At 45.8% G+C, this 18,356-nt stretch carries 9 protein-coding genes, 1 pseudogene and 1 riboswitch; all 10 genes and pseudogenes read left to right on the plus strand.

The features are described 5' to 3' along the window. Positions 1–7: 7 nt before the first annotated feature. The 10 genes and pseudogenes from VB118_09175 to VB118_09220 all read left to right on the plus strand — a co-directional run bounded on the left by VB118_09175 (position 8) and on the right by VB118_09220 (position 18,348). Positions 8–2,761: a DUF5696 domain-containing protein gene (locus tag VB118_09175; GenBank protein ID MEA4832767.1), complete on the plus strand. Its 2,754-nt coding sequence runs from the start codon at positions 8–10 to the stop codon at positions 2,759–2,761. 10 nt (positions 2,762–2,771) lie between these two features. Beyond that, a complete protein-coding gene (locus VB118_09180) occupies positions 2,772–3,764 on the plus strand; it encodes a sugar ABC transporter permease (protein ID MEA4832768.1) in 993 nt (330 codons plus the stop codon). A gap of 17 nt (positions 3,765–3,781) precedes the next feature. Continuing rightward, positions 3,782–4,906 (plus strand): carbohydrate ABC transporter permease, encoded by a 1,125-nt coding sequence (locus tag VB118_09185; GenBank protein ID MEA4832769.1) that lies wholly within the window; start codon positions 3,782–3,784, stop codon positions 4,904–4,906. Between the two features lie 287 nt (positions 4,907–5,193). Next, complete coding sequence (locus VB118_09190) at positions 5,194–8,943, plus strand: DNA-directed RNA polymerase subunit beta (protein ID MEA4832770.1); 3,750 nt, start codon at positions 5,194–5,196, stop codon at positions 8,941–8,943. Positions 8,944–8,957: 14 nt separating this feature from the next. After that, positions 8,958–12,503, plus strand: a pseudogene (rpoC, locus tag VB118_09195) (DNA-directed RNA polymerase subunit beta'). Positions 12,504–12,900: 397 nt separating this feature from the next. After that, complete coding sequence (gene rpsL / locus VB118_09200; GenBank protein MEA4832771.1) at positions 12,901–13,323, plus strand: 30S ribosomal protein S12; 423 nt, start codon at positions 12,901–12,903, stop codon at positions 13,321–13,323. Between the two features lie 204 nt (positions 13,324–13,527). After that, positions 13,528–13,998 carry a 30S ribosomal protein S7 gene (gene rpsG / locus VB118_09205; GenBank protein MEA4832772.1) on the plus strand — a complete coding sequence of 157 codons (471 nt, stop codon included), beginning with the start codon at positions 13,528–13,530 and terminating at the stop codon, positions 13,996–13,998. Between the two features lie 89 nt (positions 13,999–14,087). After that, entirely contained in the window at positions 14,088–16,166 is a 2,079-nt protein-coding gene (gene fusA / locus VB118_09210) for an elongation factor G (protein MEA4832773.1), read from the plus strand. Between the two features lie 33 nt (positions 16,167–16,199). Continuing rightward, positions 16,200–17,405 (plus strand): elongation factor Tu, encoded by a 1,206-nt coding sequence (tuf, locus tag VB118_09215; GenBank protein MEA4832774.1) that lies wholly within the window; start codon positions 16,200–16,202, stop codon positions 17,403–17,405. A 65-nt stretch (positions 17,406–17,470) separates the two neighbouring features. Next, a riboswitch (FMN riboswitch) is annotated at positions 17,471–17,638 on the plus strand. Positions 17,639–17,706: 68 nt separating this feature from the next. Next, complete coding sequence (locus tag VB118_09220; protein MEA4832775.1) at positions 17,707–18,348, plus strand: ECF transporter S component; 642 nt, start codon at positions 17,707–17,709, stop codon at positions 18,346–18,348. The last annotated feature ends 8 nt before the right edge of the window (positions 18,349–18,356 follow it).

Below are 18,356 nucleotides of genomic sequence, written 5' to 3' on the forward strand. Positions count from 1 at the left end.
GCAAATTATGAAAATCAAGCAAACGATTTCAATTCTGCTGACCACTTTTATGTTGGCGGGAACTCTCTCTTCTCTGTCTGTACAACCGGTATCTGCGGCAGATGATGAAAAAGAGAAAATTAATTATATCACAACATCGTATGCGAATCCTGAAGAAAAGCTTGCGACGATGACAATGGTATATTCCGCCAACGGAACCGAGTTTTATTATCAGAATGAAACCGGTGAAGTAGCGGTCAGGAATACAACGACCGGTCAGATTCTTTTTACTAATCCATACGATGTCGGAAGCGAAAAAACATACGGATCCGAGACCGTTAAACAGAAGATCCTGTCTCAGATATTGCTGAACTATACTACGCTTTCAACAAACACGACGTATGATTTGTCCAGCTATACGGATGCAGCTCTGAAGAATCAGATTGCGCTCAAGATGATAAAGGGCGGAATCAGGGTTGAATATACTATCGGTTCGACATCAAAAAGGCAAATCGTTCCGAGAAGAATATCGAAGGAGCGCTTTGAAACGCAAATTATTGATAAAATAACAGATAGTTTTGTCAAGGGAAAAGTAGCAGCGTTCTATATAATAAAAGATCCAAAAGATCCAAATTTGAATGATAAGCAGCGCAAGGAAATGATTGCGTCACTGCCTATTACTGAGAAATTCCCAGTATATGTTATATCTTCGGATGTTAACCAAAATGAAATCAACACACTGGAAGGTTTCATAAAAAAATATACGGATTATACTCTTGAAGACATGATGGCAGATCACGCGGAAACCGAATACGTTCTCGGAAACGCGTCGCCTCCTGTTTTCAAAATGGCGCTTGAGTATAAGATAGATTCTGACGGCGGGTTTACAGTCACGATGCCTGCGCGCGGAATACAGTTTGACGCCGCGACATATTCGTTGAACAATATCGATATACTTCCGTATTTCGGCTGCGGCAATATCAGCGAAACAGGATACGGCTTTGTGCCTGACGGAAGCGGAGCGATAATAAGATTCGAGGATGTCGCAGACGCAAATGTTACTGTTGCCGCTCAGCTCTACGGCAACGACAGCGCATTCCACGATGAAACGTTTGGAACCGCTTACGGCGGAAACATGGAAATTTGGAGACTGCCGGTATTCGGAATAGTAAGAAACTCTGAATTTTCATATGTCAAAAAAGTAAGCGAACAGGTTCAGAAAAAAGACAGCGACGGAAATCCGATGGTAGATGAAAACGGCTCTCCTGTCATGGAGACTGTAGAAAAGACAGTTACTGAAAAGGACACCGTCACTCACGGCTATGTCGGAATAATCACCGAAGGCGAGAGCCTTTCAAGACTTCAATACAACGGCGGGGGCTCCGTCAATCCATATCAGACAATGTTCATGAAGGTGTTTCCGAGACAGACAGACTCATATCCGCTGTCAGGACTTACCGTTTCAGGCGGCACCGCAACCTATACAGTACAGTGCAAACGCAGATATGTAGGAAACTACACTATCAAATTCAAAATGCTGTATGATAAGGATGCCACATATGTCGGAATGGCAAAAGCATACCGAGATTACCTTATCGGCAATGGAGAGCTTTCAAAGCTTGAAAACACAGGAGATATTCCGCTTTATATCGAAACAATGGGAGATATCGACGCTATCGAAAAGAAAGTCGGAATGCCTGTAAACGTAAAAAAACCTCTTACAACCTTTGATCAAGCCCAGACAATACTTCAGGAGCTTATGGACGCAGGAATAAAGAATCTGAATCTGAAGTATATAGGATGGTACAACGGCGGACTTTATAATACTCCTCCCTGCAAGCTTTCTGTTGATAGCGTTCTTGGCGGTGAAAACGGGCTTAAAGCGCTGAACGAATTTGCGGAAGCAAACAATATAGGTTTATTCCCTGATTTTGATTATCTTTATGTTCATTGGAGAGAGACTTTTGACGGATTCAACATGCGTCAGGATGCAGCTCAGACTGTAGAAGGCAGATTTGCGCGCCAAAAATACTATTTCCCTGCAGCTCAGGCTTACTTTAATGCGGGTCCTCCGCTGATCTCCTCAAATGTAATACTGTCGTTCTATTCTAAGATTAAAGATAAATTCAATTCCTATGGAATTAAAGGCATATCCTTTGAAACAATGGGTCAGGCCCTTAATTCTGACAATAACGATGAAGCTCCGCTTAACCGCGAGGATTCAAAGGAATTGATTATTGATTTTCTTAAAAATGCTGTTGCTGATGGCAAAGAGGTTGTTGTAAGCGGCGGAAACGCATATACCATACCGTACGCAACTCACATTCTTGGTGTTCCGCTTGACAGCAGCAACAGAAACTATGAAAGCGAAAATGTTCCGTTCATAGGAATCGTACTCCATGGTTATAAAGAATTTTCCGGAACTGCAATAAACCTTGCCGGCGATTATAAATACAATTTTCTCAAGCTGATTGAGAACGGTGCTGACCCATACTTTGTTATGTCATATGACAACACAGCCACACTTAGAAATTCGGATTACAGCCGTTATTACTCCGTACAGTACTCAATTTGGAAAGATGACGTCATATCGACGTATAAAGAACTGAATGATGTCCTGTCAAAAGTGAGAACAGCAACCATAGAAGCGCATGGACTTATCGATTACAGAGTTGTTCAGGTGACCTATTCGAACGGTGTCAAATTCATCCTCAATTATAATAACTATGAGGTTGAGATAAACGGCGAAAAGATCCCAGCGCTCGGTTATCTTGTGAAATAGAAAGGGTGGTATGCAGCTTATGAACAGCGGAGCAGCGGTAAAACAAATACCGAACACACAGGTTAAAAAGCGTCGCAAAACCAAATCTCTCGATAAAAAAAAGGCGAGAATGGGTTGGATTTTTGTACTACCCTTCGTTCTCATCTTCGTGCTTGTATATGTCCCGATAGTATTTGATTCAATCAATTACAGTTTTAATGAAATAGAAATCCTTTCCGGCGGCGGATTCGACCTTGACTATGTGGGGTGGGATAACTACACATACGCTTTGATGGAAGACGCAAATTATGTTCAGGTTCTGACGACAGGCATACAACAGCTGATATTTGATATACCGGCAATCGTCATATTCTCTTTGTTTATGGCAGTCCTGTTGAATCAGAAGATGGTCGGACGTACCTTTTTCAGAGCGGTATTTTTCATTCCAGTAATTCTTTCTACCGGTATAATTGAAAGAATTGATACAGACAACCTCATGCGGACGGCAATTGACTCCGGAGTCGGTATTGAGACAGGCGATGATCAGATGAAAAACCAGGCTTCGCAGGTCATATCGATGATGGATGTTCGTGCCTTATTTGAAAACATGAAGGTCGGACAGGATCTTGTTAAATATGTCGTTCAAATGGTCAATAACATATATAACATTATAAACCGTTCCGGCGTACAGATGCTTATATTCCTTGCGGGGCTCCAGTCCATTTCGCCCGCGATTTACGAATCGTGCACAATGGAAGGTGCCACCGCGTGGGAGACCTTCTGGAAAATTACCTTCCCGATGATTTCTCCGATGATACTCGTCAACACGGTTTATACGGTAATTGACGCGTTCACATCACAGAACAACACGGTAATGCAATATATTCAGAAAGTCGGCATAATGACAGACGGTAACGTAAAATCTTCCGCAATGAGCTGGATGTACTTCCTGATCGTAATGCTGATAATATCTGTTGTTGCGGCATTGCTGAGCGCGTATGTATTCTACCAGCGCAAAGATTAAGAAAGGAGGAGACAAAAATGAATAATACCGATATAAAAACAGCTGAAAAGCTCAAGCATTCCGGAAAAAATTTAAATATCAATAAAAACGCGAACGCAAACAAGAAGATCAAGGTTGACTTCGAGGGAAAAACCAGCGCCGGAGAAAGATTCCGTCTTCGTGTATTCTCACTGTATTTTCTTAAAAATATCGTCTGGGTCATATTCAGACTCGTCCTCCTTCTTGGAATATCCTACGTTATAATCCTTCCCTTTGTGACAAAAATCGCCGGTTCGATCATGAGTCCGGACGACTTCCTGGACGTAACCGTAAAATTAATTTCAAAATATCCGACACTTGACACCTATAAGTACATCATTACTGAAAATAAGTATCTTACAGCGCTTTCCAATACGGCTATTCTTTCGCTTTTATGCGCAGTCGTGCAGATGTTGACCTGTGCTGTTGTTGGATACGGATTTTCGAAGTTTAAATTCCGCGGCAACAAGTTCCTGTTTTTATGTGTTGTTTTCACGATGATCGTACCTCACCAGACGCTTCAGCTTTCTATGTTCATGAAGTTCAGATATTTCGATATCTACGGAATTTATAGCTTTATATATAAAACATTTAATCTCGAATCGTTTTATACTATAGGCAAGGATAAATTCTTCAGGTTTGATTCAGTGAATCTCATCAACACATATTGGCCGCTCGCCATTCTCTCTTTCGGCGGACTCGCGTTTAAGAACGGACTTTATATATTTATTATGCGTCAGTTCTATAAAGGCGTTCCTGATGAGCTTGAAGAAGCGGCGTATGTCGATGGCTCCGGTGTTATAAAAACCTTTGTGAAAATCATCATTCCTCTTTCCATACCGATGATGGTCACAGTATTCCTATTCGCGTTTTCGTGGCAGTGGTCGGACAACTTCTATACAAGCTTCTTCTTTACAAAAGAAGGACTTTATTTGATGCCTCACATTGTGAGCGTTCCGAAAACTTTGGAAAAGGCATCTCAGCTGCTTCCTAATGCCGCGGCGTATCAAAACGCAATAACAAGCACATGCGGACTCATGATAGTATTTCCTCTTATTATACTCTATTGTTTCTGCCAGAATTTCCTTATCCAGGGAATTGAGAGATCCGGTATAGTCGGCTGAAATTATAAAAAAAGAGAAGCTCCCCGCGGGAATATTTCCGCGGGGAGAAATTTTTTGAGACAAGATTTCGCTTTTATTTATGAAAATACGAAAAAGTTATTGACAAATAAACCTCTTTGTGATATTATAATAAACTGCATATTAATTCGCGCAAAAAAGAAAAACTGTAACATTTTTGTAAATATACGGCATTCTAAATGTAAAATTTACGCGTTTTCATAGAAAATACAGTTGTGAATATGAACCGGGAATTTTCAAAGACTGATTTTGAATGGAGTGGTTGTTTTATGATGAAACCTTGCCAATTGGGCAACAACGTGCGCATGAGCTTTTCCAAGATCAACGAGACACTGGAAATGCCGAACCTTATCGAGGTTCAACGGAGATCCTACGAATGGTTTCTTAACGAAGGCCTTATGGAGGTGCTGCGCGATGTATCTCCGATAGTCGATTATTCCGGCAATCTTTTTATTGATTTCGTCGATTACAGAATCGAAAGAACACCTAAATATCCGGTAGAGGAATGTAAAGAGCGCGACGTAAACTACGCCGTGCCGCTTCGCGTCAAGGTCAGGCTTTCGAAAAAGGCCACCGATGAAATAAAGGAACAGGAAATATTCATGGGCGATTTCCCGCTCATGACCGACAACGGCACATTTGTCATAAACGGAGCAGAGAGAGTCATTGTTTCTCAGATTGTGCGTTCCCCTGGTATCTATTATGAAAAGTCCACCGACAAAATCGGAAAAAATACATTTGCCGCCACGGTTATTCCTTACCGCGGCGCATGGCTTGAATATGAGACGGATTTAAACGACGTCTTTTATGTCCGCATAGATAAAAACAGAAAATTGCCGGTTACAATCTTCATCCGCGCGCTCGGTCTCAGCACTGATTCCGATATATACGCCATGTTCGGCGAGGATGAAAAGATAAAAAACACAATAGAAAAAGATATGATTTCCGCCGCTGCCGAGGCCAACAAGACGACGCCTTACGAAGAGGCGCTCAAGGAAATATATCGACGTCTGCGTCCGGGAGATCCTCCGCTGATTGAAAGCGCCGAGATACTCATAAACAATCTGTTTTTTGATGCCAGGAGATACGACATTTCAGCGGTCGGACGCTATAAATTCAATAAAAAGCTCGCTTTGGCACGCAGAATTTCCGGATTCAGGCTTGCTCAGGACGCAGTATCAAAGCTGACGGGAGAGATCGTATTTGAAAAGAATACGCTTCTTGACCGTGAAAAAGCTTTAAAGATTCAAGATGCCGGAATATGCGAGGTGTTCGTGTATACCGACAGTGAAAAGCGCGAAAAAGTCCGCAAGGTGTTTTCGAACGGCATGGTCAACATATCTAAAATCCTTGGATATCCGATAGAAGAAAAAACCGGAATCAAAGAAATGGGCCGCCTCAGCATACTTCTGGAAATAATGAACGAAGCTGAGACTGAAGAAGATGTCATTTCTCTCATAAAACAGCGCCGAGACGAGCTTATTCCAAAACATATAACACGCGAGGATATATACGCTTCCATAAACTATCTCATTTGTCTTTCATATGGTATAGGAAATGAAGACGACATAGACCACCTAGGAAACCGCCGCCTCCGTTCTGTGGGAGAGCTTTTACAGAATCAGCTGCGCATCGGTTTTTCGAGAATGGATAAAATCGTCAAGGAACGTATGTCTATTCAGGACAATGAAACGCTTACTCCACAGGCTTTGATCAATATAAGACCGGTGGTTTCGGCAATAAAAGAATTTTTCGGTTCTTCTCCGCTGTCTCAGTTTATGGACCAGAACAATCCGCTTTCAGAGCTGACACATAAGCGCCGTCTGTCCGCGCTGGGCCCCGGAGGTCTTTCGCGTGACCGCGCATCGTTCGAGGTACGCGACGTTCACTATACACAATACGGCAGAATGTGTCCGATAGAGACGCCTGAAGGTCCGAATATCGGTCTTATCTCGTATTTGTCGACATATGCGCGGATCAGTGAGTTCGGCTTTATAGAGGCGCCTTACCGCAAAGTCAACAAAGCGACCGGAGTGGTCACAAGCGAAATCGAATACATGACGGCCGACGTCGAGGACGAATACATTGTCGCCCAGGCCAACGAGCCGCTCACCGAAGAAAACAAATTTAAGAACAAGAAAGTCACCGCCCGTTTCCGCGAGGAAATTCTCGAAGTTGAACAGGAGCGGATAGACTACATGGATATATCTCCGAAAATGGTGGTTTCCGTTGCGACGGCACTGATTCCATTTTTGGAAAACGACGATAACTCACGCGCCCTGATGGGTTCGAACATGCAGAAGCAGGCCGTACCTCTTATGGTAACCGAATCGCCGATTGTCGGCACCGGCATGGAATACAAGGCCGCTGTCGATTCCGGCGTCTGCGTGCTTTGCCGCGAAAGCGGATATGTCGAAAGCGTAAGCTCCAACAAAATCAGCATTGTCACGGACAACGGACGGCATGATACCTATGGGCTTATCAAATTCAAACGCACAAACCAGGGAACATGCATCAATCAGCGTCCGATAGTAAACAAGGACGACCGCGTTGAAAAGGGCATGGTCATCGCGGACGGCGCCGCCACATCCAACGGCGAGCTTGCTCTAGGTAAGAACGTCCTGATCGGCTTTATGACATGGGAAGGATATAACTACGAGGATGCTGTCCTTATCAACGAAAGGCTTGTCCGCGAGGATGTTTATACCTCGATCCATATAGAAGAATATTCGCATGAAGCCCGCGACACTAAGCTCGGACCTGAAGAAATTACAAAGGATATCCCCAGCGTCGGCGACGATGCGTTAAAAGACCTCACCGTCGACGGTATCATCCGCAAGGGCGCGGAGGTTCACGCAGGCGACATACTCGTCGGAAAGGTCACTCCTAAAGGAGAGACCGAGCTCACCGCGGAAGAAAGACTGCTCCGCGCCATATTCGGGGAAAAAGCCAGAGAAGTCAGAGATACATCTCTCAGGCTCCCGCATGGCGAGAGCGGAATCGTAGTGGATGTCAGGACTCTTTCACGCGAAAACGGAGACACGGAGATGTCTCCCGGAGTGAATAAAGTAGTAAAAGTATATGTCGCCCAAAAGAGAAAGATTTCTGTCGGTGACAAAATGGCCGGCCGTCACGGAAACAAGGGCGTTATTTCCCGCATACTTCCGCCGGAGGATATGCCGTTCCTTCCGGACGGCACCCCGCTTGATATAGTTTTAAATCCTCTGGGCGTTCCTTCCCGAATGAACATCGGACAGGTGCTTGAGGTGCATCTCGGACGCGCCGCCCATAAGCTTGGCATCAAGGTTATGACACCGGTGTTTGACGGAGCCAACGAAAAGGATATTGAACAGGCACTGATCGACGCAGGGCTTCCGACAGACGGAAAAAGCGTGCTTTATGACGGACGCACTGGCGAGCCCTTTGACAGCCGCGTCACAGTCGGATATATGTACTTCCTGAAGCTCCATCATCTTGTCGATGATAAAATACACGCGCGTTCGACGGGTCCGTATTCACTGATAACACAGCAGCCTCTCGGAGGAAAAGCACAGTTCGGCGGACAGAGATTCGGCGAAATGGAGGTATGGGCTCTCGAGGCTTACGGAGCGGCTTACACACTTCAGGAGATACTGACTGTAAAATCAGACGATGTTATCGGGCGTGTAAAGACGTTTGAAGCGATCGTTAAAGGTCAGAATATACCTACGCCGGGCGTTCCGGAGTCGTTCAAGGTGCTTATCAGAGAGCTTCAGTCTCTCGGACTCAACGTCCAGGTTCTGAACAAAAACAACGAGGAAGTTGCGCTCAAGGAAATATCCGAGGAAGAGGCCGTGGCACGCGGCATCGATCCCAACGACATAGGCAAGAACATATATGACGACAAGGATCCGATGTACGACGACGAAGAAGGCACTGTGGACGAACCCGAAGGCAGCGAGAAAGACGAATTTGAAGAAGAAGATTTCTTTGAAGAAGAAGAATATAAAGACGATAATATTGACGATAAGGATATGTAAGGAGGCGCGGAATTATGGAACATGTCGATTTTGATAAGATCAAAATAGGGCTGGCATCTCCGGAAATGATCCGTAAATGGTCATACGGCGAGGTTAAAAAGCCGGAAACTATAAATTACAGAACGTTGAAGCCCGAACGTGACGGGCTATTCTGCGAAAGGATTTTCGGGCCGACAAAGGACTGGGAATGCTATTGCGGAAAGTATAAAAAAGTTCGTTATGTCGGTAAAATCTGCGAAAAGTGCGGAGTCGAGGTGACGACCAGCAAGGTCCGCCGCGAAAGAATGGGTCACATTGAGCTTGCCGCCCCTGTTTCGCACATCTGGTATTTTCGCGCTATACCGTCAAGGCTCGGCCTTCTGCTTGATATATCGCCAAGACTTCTTGAAAGAGTATTGTATTTTGCGCAGTATATCGTAACCGATCCGCGAGAAACAAAGCTTTCGCTTAATCAGCTTCTGACGGAATCCGAATACAAGCTCGCGGTGGAAAAATACGAAGGCGATTTTGAAGCCGGTATGGGCGCAGAGGCCATAAAGAAGCTTCTTCAGGCCATTGATCTCAACGCCCTGTCTGCGCAGCTCAAGGAGCAGCTTGAAACTGCCGGCGGACAAAAGAGGCTGAGAATAGTGAAGCGCCTCGAAGTTGTCGAAGCGTTCCGCCTTTCCGGCAACAAACCTGAATGGATGATACTCGATGTCATTCCCGTCATTCCGCCGGACATACGCCCGATGGTACAGCTTGACGGCGGCAGATTTGCCACGAGTGACTTAAATGATCTGTATCGCCGCGTGATAAACCGGAATAACCGTCTGAAAAGGCTCATGGAGCTTCGTGCTCCGGATATAATAATTAGGAATGAAAAGAGAATGCTGCAGGAAGCCGTCGATGCACTTATTGACAACGGCAGACGCGGCAGACCGGTCACCGGCCCAAGCAGCCGCCCGCTTAAATCACTTTCTGAAATGCTCAGAGGCAAGCAGGGAAGATTCCGTCAGAATCTTCTCGGAAAGCGTGTTGACTATTCCGGCCGTTCGGTTATAGTCGTCGGCCCGGATCTGAAAATTTATCAATGCGGTCTTCCCAAGGAAATGGCGCTTGAACTTTTCAAGCCCTTTGTCATGAAACGTCTTGTCGAGACAGGAAAAGCATCAAACATAAAAGATGCGAAAAAGCGCGTTGAACGCGTCAATAACGAAGTTTGGGACGCGCTTGAAACAGTCATAAAGGATCATCCCGTACTTCTTAACCGCGCTCCGACGCTTCACAGATTGTCAATTCAGGCATTTGAGCCAGTGCTTGTCGAAGGAAGAGCCATAAAGCTTCATCCGCTCGTATGTACTGCGTTTAACGCGGACTTTGACGGAGACCAGATGCCTGTTCACGTTCCGCTTTCTCCGGAGGCGCAGGCAGAGGCGAGGTTCCTCATGCTTTCCGCCAACAACCTGTTGAAACCGGTCAACGGCCGCGCTGTCACTGTTCCGACGCAGGACATGGTACTGGGCAGCTATTATCTCACATATGAAAGAGATTTTGTAAACGACAACGAACCGAAGGAACGTCCCGACGAAAAAGGCGAGGGAAAGATATTCCGAGACTTCGACGAAGCTGTAATGGCTTATGAATGCCATGATCTCGGACTTCATGCGCGCATCAAGATCCGTGATAAGAGAATCGATGCCGACGGGAACGAAGTTACCGGGCTTGTTTCAACCACTCTCGGCAGAATGATTTTCAATCAAAAAATACCGCAGAACCTGGGCTTTGTAGACAGGACGAATCCGGACAATCTTTTTAAGCTCGAAATCGACTTTATAGTAACCAAGGATGAGCTTGGAAAAATTATCGACCGCAGTATCAAATATTGCGGCGCATCGCGTACGGCATTCGTGCTTGATGACATAAAGGCGATGGGCTTCAAATACTCCACCAAGGGAGCGATTACGATATCCGTTTCGGATATGACTGTTCCGCCGGAGAAGAAGAGCATCCTCGCCGCCGCCGAAAAGCAGATAGATAAGATCACATTAATGTATAAGCGCGGTCTTCTCTCAGATGAAGAGCGTTATAAGCGTGTCATCAAAATCTGGGAAGATGCCACGAAGGATGTAACAGCCGCTCTTCAGAAGAATTTCAAAAAAGACAACCCGATCAACATGATGGCGGTTTCCGGAGCCCGCGGATCTATCAAACAGATTCGACAGCTCGCGGGAATGCGCGGACTTATGACAACGGCGACAGGAAAAACGCTCGAGCTTCCGATAAAGGCAAACTTCCGTGAAGGCTTGAACATACTCGAATATTTCATCGCGGCAAGAGGCGCCCGCAAGGGTCTTGCCGACACCGCGCTCCGTACAGCGGACTCCGGATATCTTACACGCCGTCTTGTCGATGTATCTCAGGAGGTCATTGTCCGTGAAACGGACTGCGGAACCGAAGAAGGTATCTGGGTTTCCGACATAAAAGAAGGAAACGAAATGATCGAGTCGCTGATCGACCGCATAATCGGTCGTTACTCTGTTCAGGATATCGTCGATCCGTCGACAGGCGAAATAATAATCGAAAAGAACATGATGATCCGCGAAGCACACGCGAAACGGATAATCGCCGCGGGAATAACAAAGGTGCACGTCAGAAGTATTCTGCTTTGCAAATCAAAGCAAGGCGTATGCGCACACTGCTACGGAAGCGACCTTGCCTCCGGAAATCCTGTTAACCTCGGCGAAGCGGTCGGAATAATCGCCGCGCAGTCAATAGGCGAGCCCGGTACGCAGCTTACGATGAGAACGTTCCATACCGGCGGCGTCGCCGGAGCCGATATAACGCAGGGTCTTCCCCGTGTCGAGGAGCTTTTTGAAGCAAGAAATCCGAAGAAATCGGCTATACTTTCGGACATCGATGGAATAGTGACGGTTGACAATACCAAAAAGACGCGTCATATAGTCGTAAAGGATCCTAACACCGGCGAAGAAAAATCATATGCGGCGCCCGCCGGGATCCATCTTGCAGTTTCGGACGGAGACAGCGTGACACGCGGCACCGCGCTTACCGAGGGAATGAGAAAACCGAGCGACATAGTCAGAATCGATGGACTCAACGCGGTATATGAATACATTGTCAAAGAAATCCAGAGAGTGTACCGTTTGCAGGCGGTTGAAATAAACGACAAGCATATTGAAGTAATTGCCCGTCAGATGACACGTAAGGTCAGAGTCGAGCAGGCCGGAAGCACAAATCTTCTTCCTGGATCTCTGGTGGATATAAACGAATTTAATAATGAGAACGAAGCCGTTGAGGCTCGTCTTGCAAAAGGCGAAACGGGAATCGCGGTCGCGGTATCGTCGCCCGTGCTGCTCGGTATCACAAAGGCGTCGCTGTCGACCGAATCGTTCCTGTCCGCTGCGTCGTTCCAGGAAACGACGAAGGTTCTGACTGAAGCCGCGATAAAAGGCAAGGTCGATCCTCTTCTCGGACTTAAAGAAAACGTTATAATCGGTAAACTCATTCCCGCGGGAACCGGTATGAATATTTACAAAAACGTGGATATAGCGCAAGTATCCGGGAAAGACGACAACGACACAGCTGATGTCTGCTATGCAGTAAAGCCGAGTTTGTCCTTAAACGCAAAGAAACCTCACAGTGAGCGATATGGCAATGGATATAATGATGGCAAGGACGACGAAGACATTGACGATGCAAATATCGATGAGCTTGACGAGGATGAATTGGACGAAATAGACTCAGAGCTTGACATCGAGGCAGTAAAAAAGAACAGCTGAGCGTTGCTCGGGCAAAAAATCGGCAAATCAGACCATAAGAAGTGATTACGGATACAAATAATAATAAATTTTCGGAAAAATTGTTGACACAGGCGTATTCTTTGTGGTAATATATTATAGTATGCCAACAGGCATACTATAATACGATATACAAATATTAAAAGTAAGGAGGTGCCACATGCCTACATTTAACCAGCTGGTAAAATATGGTCGCGAAATGCAAACCTACAAATCCAAAGCTCCCGCGCTTCAGACAGGTCTCAATACCATAAAGAAGACGACGGTCGACATCGCATCGCCGCAAAAACGCGGTGTTTGCACCAAGGTTTCGACAAAGACTCCTAAAAAGCCGAACTCAGCGCTTCGAAAGATCGCAAGAGTACGTCTTTCAAACGGAGCTGAAGTAACGGCCTATATTCCCGGTATAGGTCACAACCTTCAGGAGCACTCTGTCGTAATGATCAGAGGCGGAAGAGTAAAGGATCTCCCGGGCGTTCGTTACCACATTATCCGTGGAACCCTTGATACGCAAGGCGTTGCCGGAAGAAATCAAAGCCGCAGCAAATACGGCGCCAAAAAGGCAAAAGCAAAGAAAAAATAAGCTTTTGTCTGTTATTTAACGTGCATTATTATTATTTATATATATATATTCCATAAAGTCATGATCCTTTTACGAGACTCGATGGAAAATAAAATGAAGATTAAAATAATAACGCACTGCGTCATATCCGCACGGATATGACGAACGGGATATTTATCCCGAGTACCGAAGATATCATCATTATTAATGAAGGAGGGAAGTTCAGTGCCAAGAAGAGGACAAATAAGCAAGAGAGATATTTTGCCGGATCCGCTTTTCAATTCACAGCTTGTTACAAAGCTGATTAATAACATCATGTATGACGGCAAAAAAGGCGTTGCGCAGTCTATAGTTTATGACGCGTTTGAAATCGTAAAAACAAAGACAGGCAACGATCCTCTTGAAAGCTTTCAGAAGGCTCTTGAAAACATCATGCCTCAGTTGGAGGTAAAGGCGCGCCGCGTCGGAGGCTCCAACTATCAGGTTCCGATCGAGGTTCGTCCAGAGAGAAGACAGACGCTCGGTCTCCGCTGGCTCATAAGCTTCGCGAGAAAACGCGGAGAAAAGAAAATGTCAGAGAAGCTCGCCGGCGAAATCATGGATGCGTGCAACAATCTCGGCGCAGCCGTTAAAAAGCGTGAAGATACGCATAAGATGGCTGAAGCAAACAAGGCGTTTGCGCATTTCAAATATTAATCAAATCATACTGTTAAAAACCAATTTAAGTATCAAATATTTGCTTTCGGCGACAGCAACATAGAAGCTCGCCGAGAAACGGAGCAAAAATGCCGAGAGAATACCCATTAGAAAGAACACGCAATATCGGTATTATGGCTCATATCGATGCCGGCAAAACGACAACAACGGAACGGATTCTGTTCTATACCGGCAAATCGCATAAAATCGGGGAAGTCCACGACGGGACAGCAACAATGGACTGGATGGAACAGGAACGCGAAAGAGGCATAACGATAACCTCGGCCGCAACAACCTGCTATTGGAAGGGAAACCGCATAAATATCATTGACACCCCCGGCCACGTCGACTTCACCGTTGAAGTAGAACGATCACTCCGCGTCCTTGACGGCTCGGTTACCGTTTTTTGTGCGAAAGGCGGTGTGGAGCCGCAGTCGGAAACGGTATGGCGTCAGGCGAATAAATACGGTGTTCCGCGCATTGCTTATGTCAACAAAATGGACATAATGGGCGCAAATTTCTACCGCGTTGTAAGTCAGATTAAGGATCGCCTAAAAGCGAATCCCGTTCCGATTCAGCTACCTATCGGCAGCGAAGGAAGCTTTTCCGGAATAATCGATCTCATTAAAATGAAGGCTTATATCTATGATAATGATATGGGCACAGAAATTTCTGAGATCGATATACCGGCCGATATGACCCAAAAAGCCGATGAATACAGGATTGGCATGCTTGAATCGCTCGCAGACACAGACGATGTGTTGTTCGAGAAATATCTCGAGGGCGAGCAAATTTCCGAGGATGAAATAAAGGCGGCTATCAGAAAAGCCACCTGCGCAAACAAGATCATCCCCGTTGTATGCGGCACATCCTACAGAAACAAAGGCGTACAAAAATTGCTCGATGCGGTTGTCGACTTCCTGCCGTCGCCGCTCGATGTCCCGCACATTAAAGGCATTAATAAGAATACAGACGAAACAGAAGAGAGACAGACAAGCGACGAAGCGCCGTTCGCGGCGCTGGCGTTTAAAATCGCAACCGACCCGTTCGTCGGAAGACTTTGTTTTATCAGAGTTTATTCCGGAACGATTAATGCCGGCGACACGGTTTACAACGCGACAAAGGGCGGAAGAGAACGCTTCGGACGCATTGTCATGATGCATGCCAATCACCGCCAGGATGTGGATAAGATTTATGCCGGAGATATAGCCGGAGTGGTGGGAGTTAAAAACACCACGACCGGAGATACTCTTTGCGACGAAAAATATCCGATCATCCTTGAAAGCATGAATTTCCCAGAGCCTGTTATTCGCGTCGCGATAGAGCCGAAAACGAAGGCAGGTCAGGAAAAAATAGGTCTCGCGCTTTCAAAGCTGGCTGAAGAAGATCCGACATTCAAGACATATACAGACGAAGAAACCGGACAAACGATAATTGCAGGAATGGGCGAGCTCCATTTGGAAATAATCGTCGACAGGCTTTTAAGAGAATTCCGTGTTGAAGCGAACGTCGGCAAACCTCAGGTTTCATATAAAGAGACAATCCGCAAGGAAGCATACATTGAAAACAAGTATGTCAAACAAAGCGGCGGCAAAGGCCAGTATGCGCATGTAAAAATGACTATCGAGCCCAACGAATCCGGCAAGGGATATGAATTTATCAACAAGGTCGTCGGAGGAAATATTCCTAAGGAATACATCCCCGCGGTCGATGCCGGCATAAGAGGCGCAATGCAGTCAGGCGTGGTCGCCGGATACAACGTAGTGGATGTCAAATGCACATTGCTCGACGGATCGTATCATGAAGTCGACTCCTCCGAAATGGCATTCAAGATCTGCGGATCTATGGCATTCAAGGAAGCGATGAAAAAAGCCGATCCGATACTGACAGAACCTATAATGAAAGTGGTTGTCGATGTCGGAGACGAATATCTCGGAGATGTAATAGGAGATATCTCGTCGCGAAGAGGCCTTATTCAAAGCATCGAAACTCTGCCAGGCGGCGGAGAACAGAGAATAACATCCAGCGTGCCGCTCGCAAACATGTTCGGCTATGCCACAGACCTGAGGAGCAAAACCCAGGGCAGAGGCGTATATACGATGGAGCCGAGCCACTATACCGAAGTCCCGGCAAATATTCAGGAACAAATAATTAAAGGCTCAGTATAAAAACAAACACACATAATTCAGGAGGAAATAATAATGGGAAAGGCAAAATTCGAAAGAACCAAACCTCACGTTAACATCGGAACCATTGGTCACGTCGACCATGGCAAGACCACTCTTACCGCTGCAATAACCAAGACCCTTGCTCTCACAGACCCGTCAATTCAATTTCTTGCTTACGATCAGATCGACAACGCGCCGGAAGAAAAGGCAAGAGGTATAACAATCAATACCCGTCACGTCGAATATTCCACAGCGAACAGACACTATGCTCATGTTGACTGCCCCGGCCACGCCGACTATGTTAAGAACATGATCACCGGTGCCGCACAGATGGACGGCGCTATACTCGTCGTTGCCGCCACCGACGGTCCGATGCAGCAGACACGCGAACACATCGTTCTCGCCCGCCAGGTTGGCGTTCCTTCTATCGTCGTATTCATGAACAAATGCGACCTTGTCGATGACGCAGAGCTTCTCGACCTAGTCGAAATGGAAGTTCGTGACCTTCTTAATACCTATAATTTCCCGGGTGACGAAATACCGATTATCCGCGGCTCCGCAAGAGATGCCCTTGAAAGCACGAGCAAAGATACCAATGCTCCTGAATACAAGTGCATACATGAGCTTATGGATGCAGTAGACAGCTATATTCCGACTCCCGAAAGAAAAGCGGATCTTCCGTTCCTTATGCCTGTTGAGGATGTCTTCTCCATCACCGGACGTGGCACTGTCGCTACGGGCAGAGTTGAAAGAGGAACACTCAAACTCGGCGAGGATGTCGAGATCATAGGTCTTTCCGAGGAAAAGAAGAAGACCACAATTACAGGTATCGAAATGTTCAAAAAGCTTCTCGATTACGCAGAAGCCGGCGACAACATCGGATGCCTGCTCCGCGGTATTCAGAAGAAGGAAATCGAAAGAGGACAGGTTCTTGCCAAACCGGGCACGATCCATCCCCACACGAAATTCACAGGTCAAGTTTACGTTTTAAGCGAAAAAGAAGGCGGCCGTCATAAGCCATTCTTCAATAACTATCGTCCGCAGTTCTATTTCAGAACAACCGACGTTACCGGTGTTATCACTCTTCCGAAGGACGTCGAAATGTGCAAGCCCGGCGATAACATTCATATGTTTGTCGAGCTCATCACTCCGATTGCTATCGAGAAGAACCTCCGCTTTGCTATCCGCGAAGGCGGCAGAACCGTCGGTTCCGGCGTTGTTATAGATATCGAAGCCTGACAATTATTGCTGATATATCCCCGCGGAATATTTCCGCGGGGATATTGACCAAATTAAACGTTTTATATAAGCTTCAAGGGTTGGTGAAATTCCATACCGGCGGTAAATTCCGTAAATCGGGACAAGTCCGCTAACGCGTTCCGCCGGAACGCGCCGAACGAGTGAAAATCTCGTACCGACGGTGAGATTTCGGGAAATATTCCGAAATTAAGTCCGGATGAGAGAAGCATCCCCATATATAAGGGTAATAATGCTTTTTCTCAATATGTTTGTACCGGCGCATTGCGCCGGATATTTTTTTATGGAGAAACATATGAAGAAAATCAATTTAAGAAAAATTACAATAACCGGGATATTGGCAGCTGTTGCGACGGTGTTAATGTATCTCGATATAAGCCTGCCTTTTTTACCTTCCTTCCTGAAATTCGATTTTTCAGATATGCCTGCGTTACTCGCGTCATTTTCTATGGGTCCGATAAGCGGCGTTATGGTTTGCCTGATAAAAAACTTTTTCAACGTGATTACTTCGCAGACCGGAGGCGTCGGAGAGTTGTCAAACTTTTTGCTTGGCGTGCTTTTTGTCGTACCGGCTGGATTGATTTATAAAATAAAAAAGACTCGAAAGAGCGCGTTGACGGGAGCATTGATAGGCGCTGTATCAATGGCGGCCGGAAGCCTGATTACCAATTACTACATTGTATATCCTATATATACGCTATTAATGCCGATGGAAACAATAATAGGTTTCTATAAAGCGATAAATCCGAATGTAACCAGTCTCTGGGATGCTCTCCTGTGGTTCAACCTTCCGTTTACTTTATGTAAATGTCTGATTGACACAGCAATAGTATTTATATTATACAAAAAAATGTCTCCTATAATAAAAGGTAAAAATGAAAACGCTCATAGCGAACAACAGCAAAACAAAACGGATAAATTATGAGATAAAAT

This window comes from Oscillospiraceae bacterium, assembly GCA_034925865.1.
Classification (GTDB): Bacteria; Bacillota; Clostridia; order Oscillospirales; family SIG627; genus SIG704.

Coding starts and splice junctions, on each gene's coding strand:
- tuf (MEA4832774.1), top strand. CDS start 16,200: ATGGGAAAGGCAAAATTCGAAAGAACCAAACCTCACGTTAACATCGGA.
- VB118_09180 (MEA4832768.1), top strand. CDS start 2,772: ATGCAGCTTATGAACAGCGGAGCAGCGGTAAAACAAATACCGAACACA.
- VB118_09185 (MEA4832769.1), top strand. CDS start 3,782: ATGAATAATACCGATATAAAAACAGCTGAAAAGCTCAAGCATTCCGGA.
- fusA (MEA4832773.1), top strand. CDS start 14,088: ATGCCGAGAGAATACCCATTAGAAAGAACACGCAATATCGGTATTATG.
- VB118_09220 (MEA4832775.1), top strand. CDS start 17,707: ATGGAGAAACATATGAAGAAAATCAATTTAAGAAAAATTACAATAACC.
- rpsL (MEA4832771.1), top strand. CDS start 12,901: ATGCCTACATTTAACCAGCTGGTAAAATATGGTCGCGAAATGCAAACC.
- VB118_09175 (MEA4832767.1), top strand. CDS start 8: ATGAAAATCAAGCAAACGATTTCAATTCTGCTGACCACTTTTATGTTG.
- VB118_09190 (MEA4832770.1), top strand. CDS start 5,194: ATGATGAAACCTTGCCAATTGGGCAACAACGTGCGCATGAGCTTTTCC.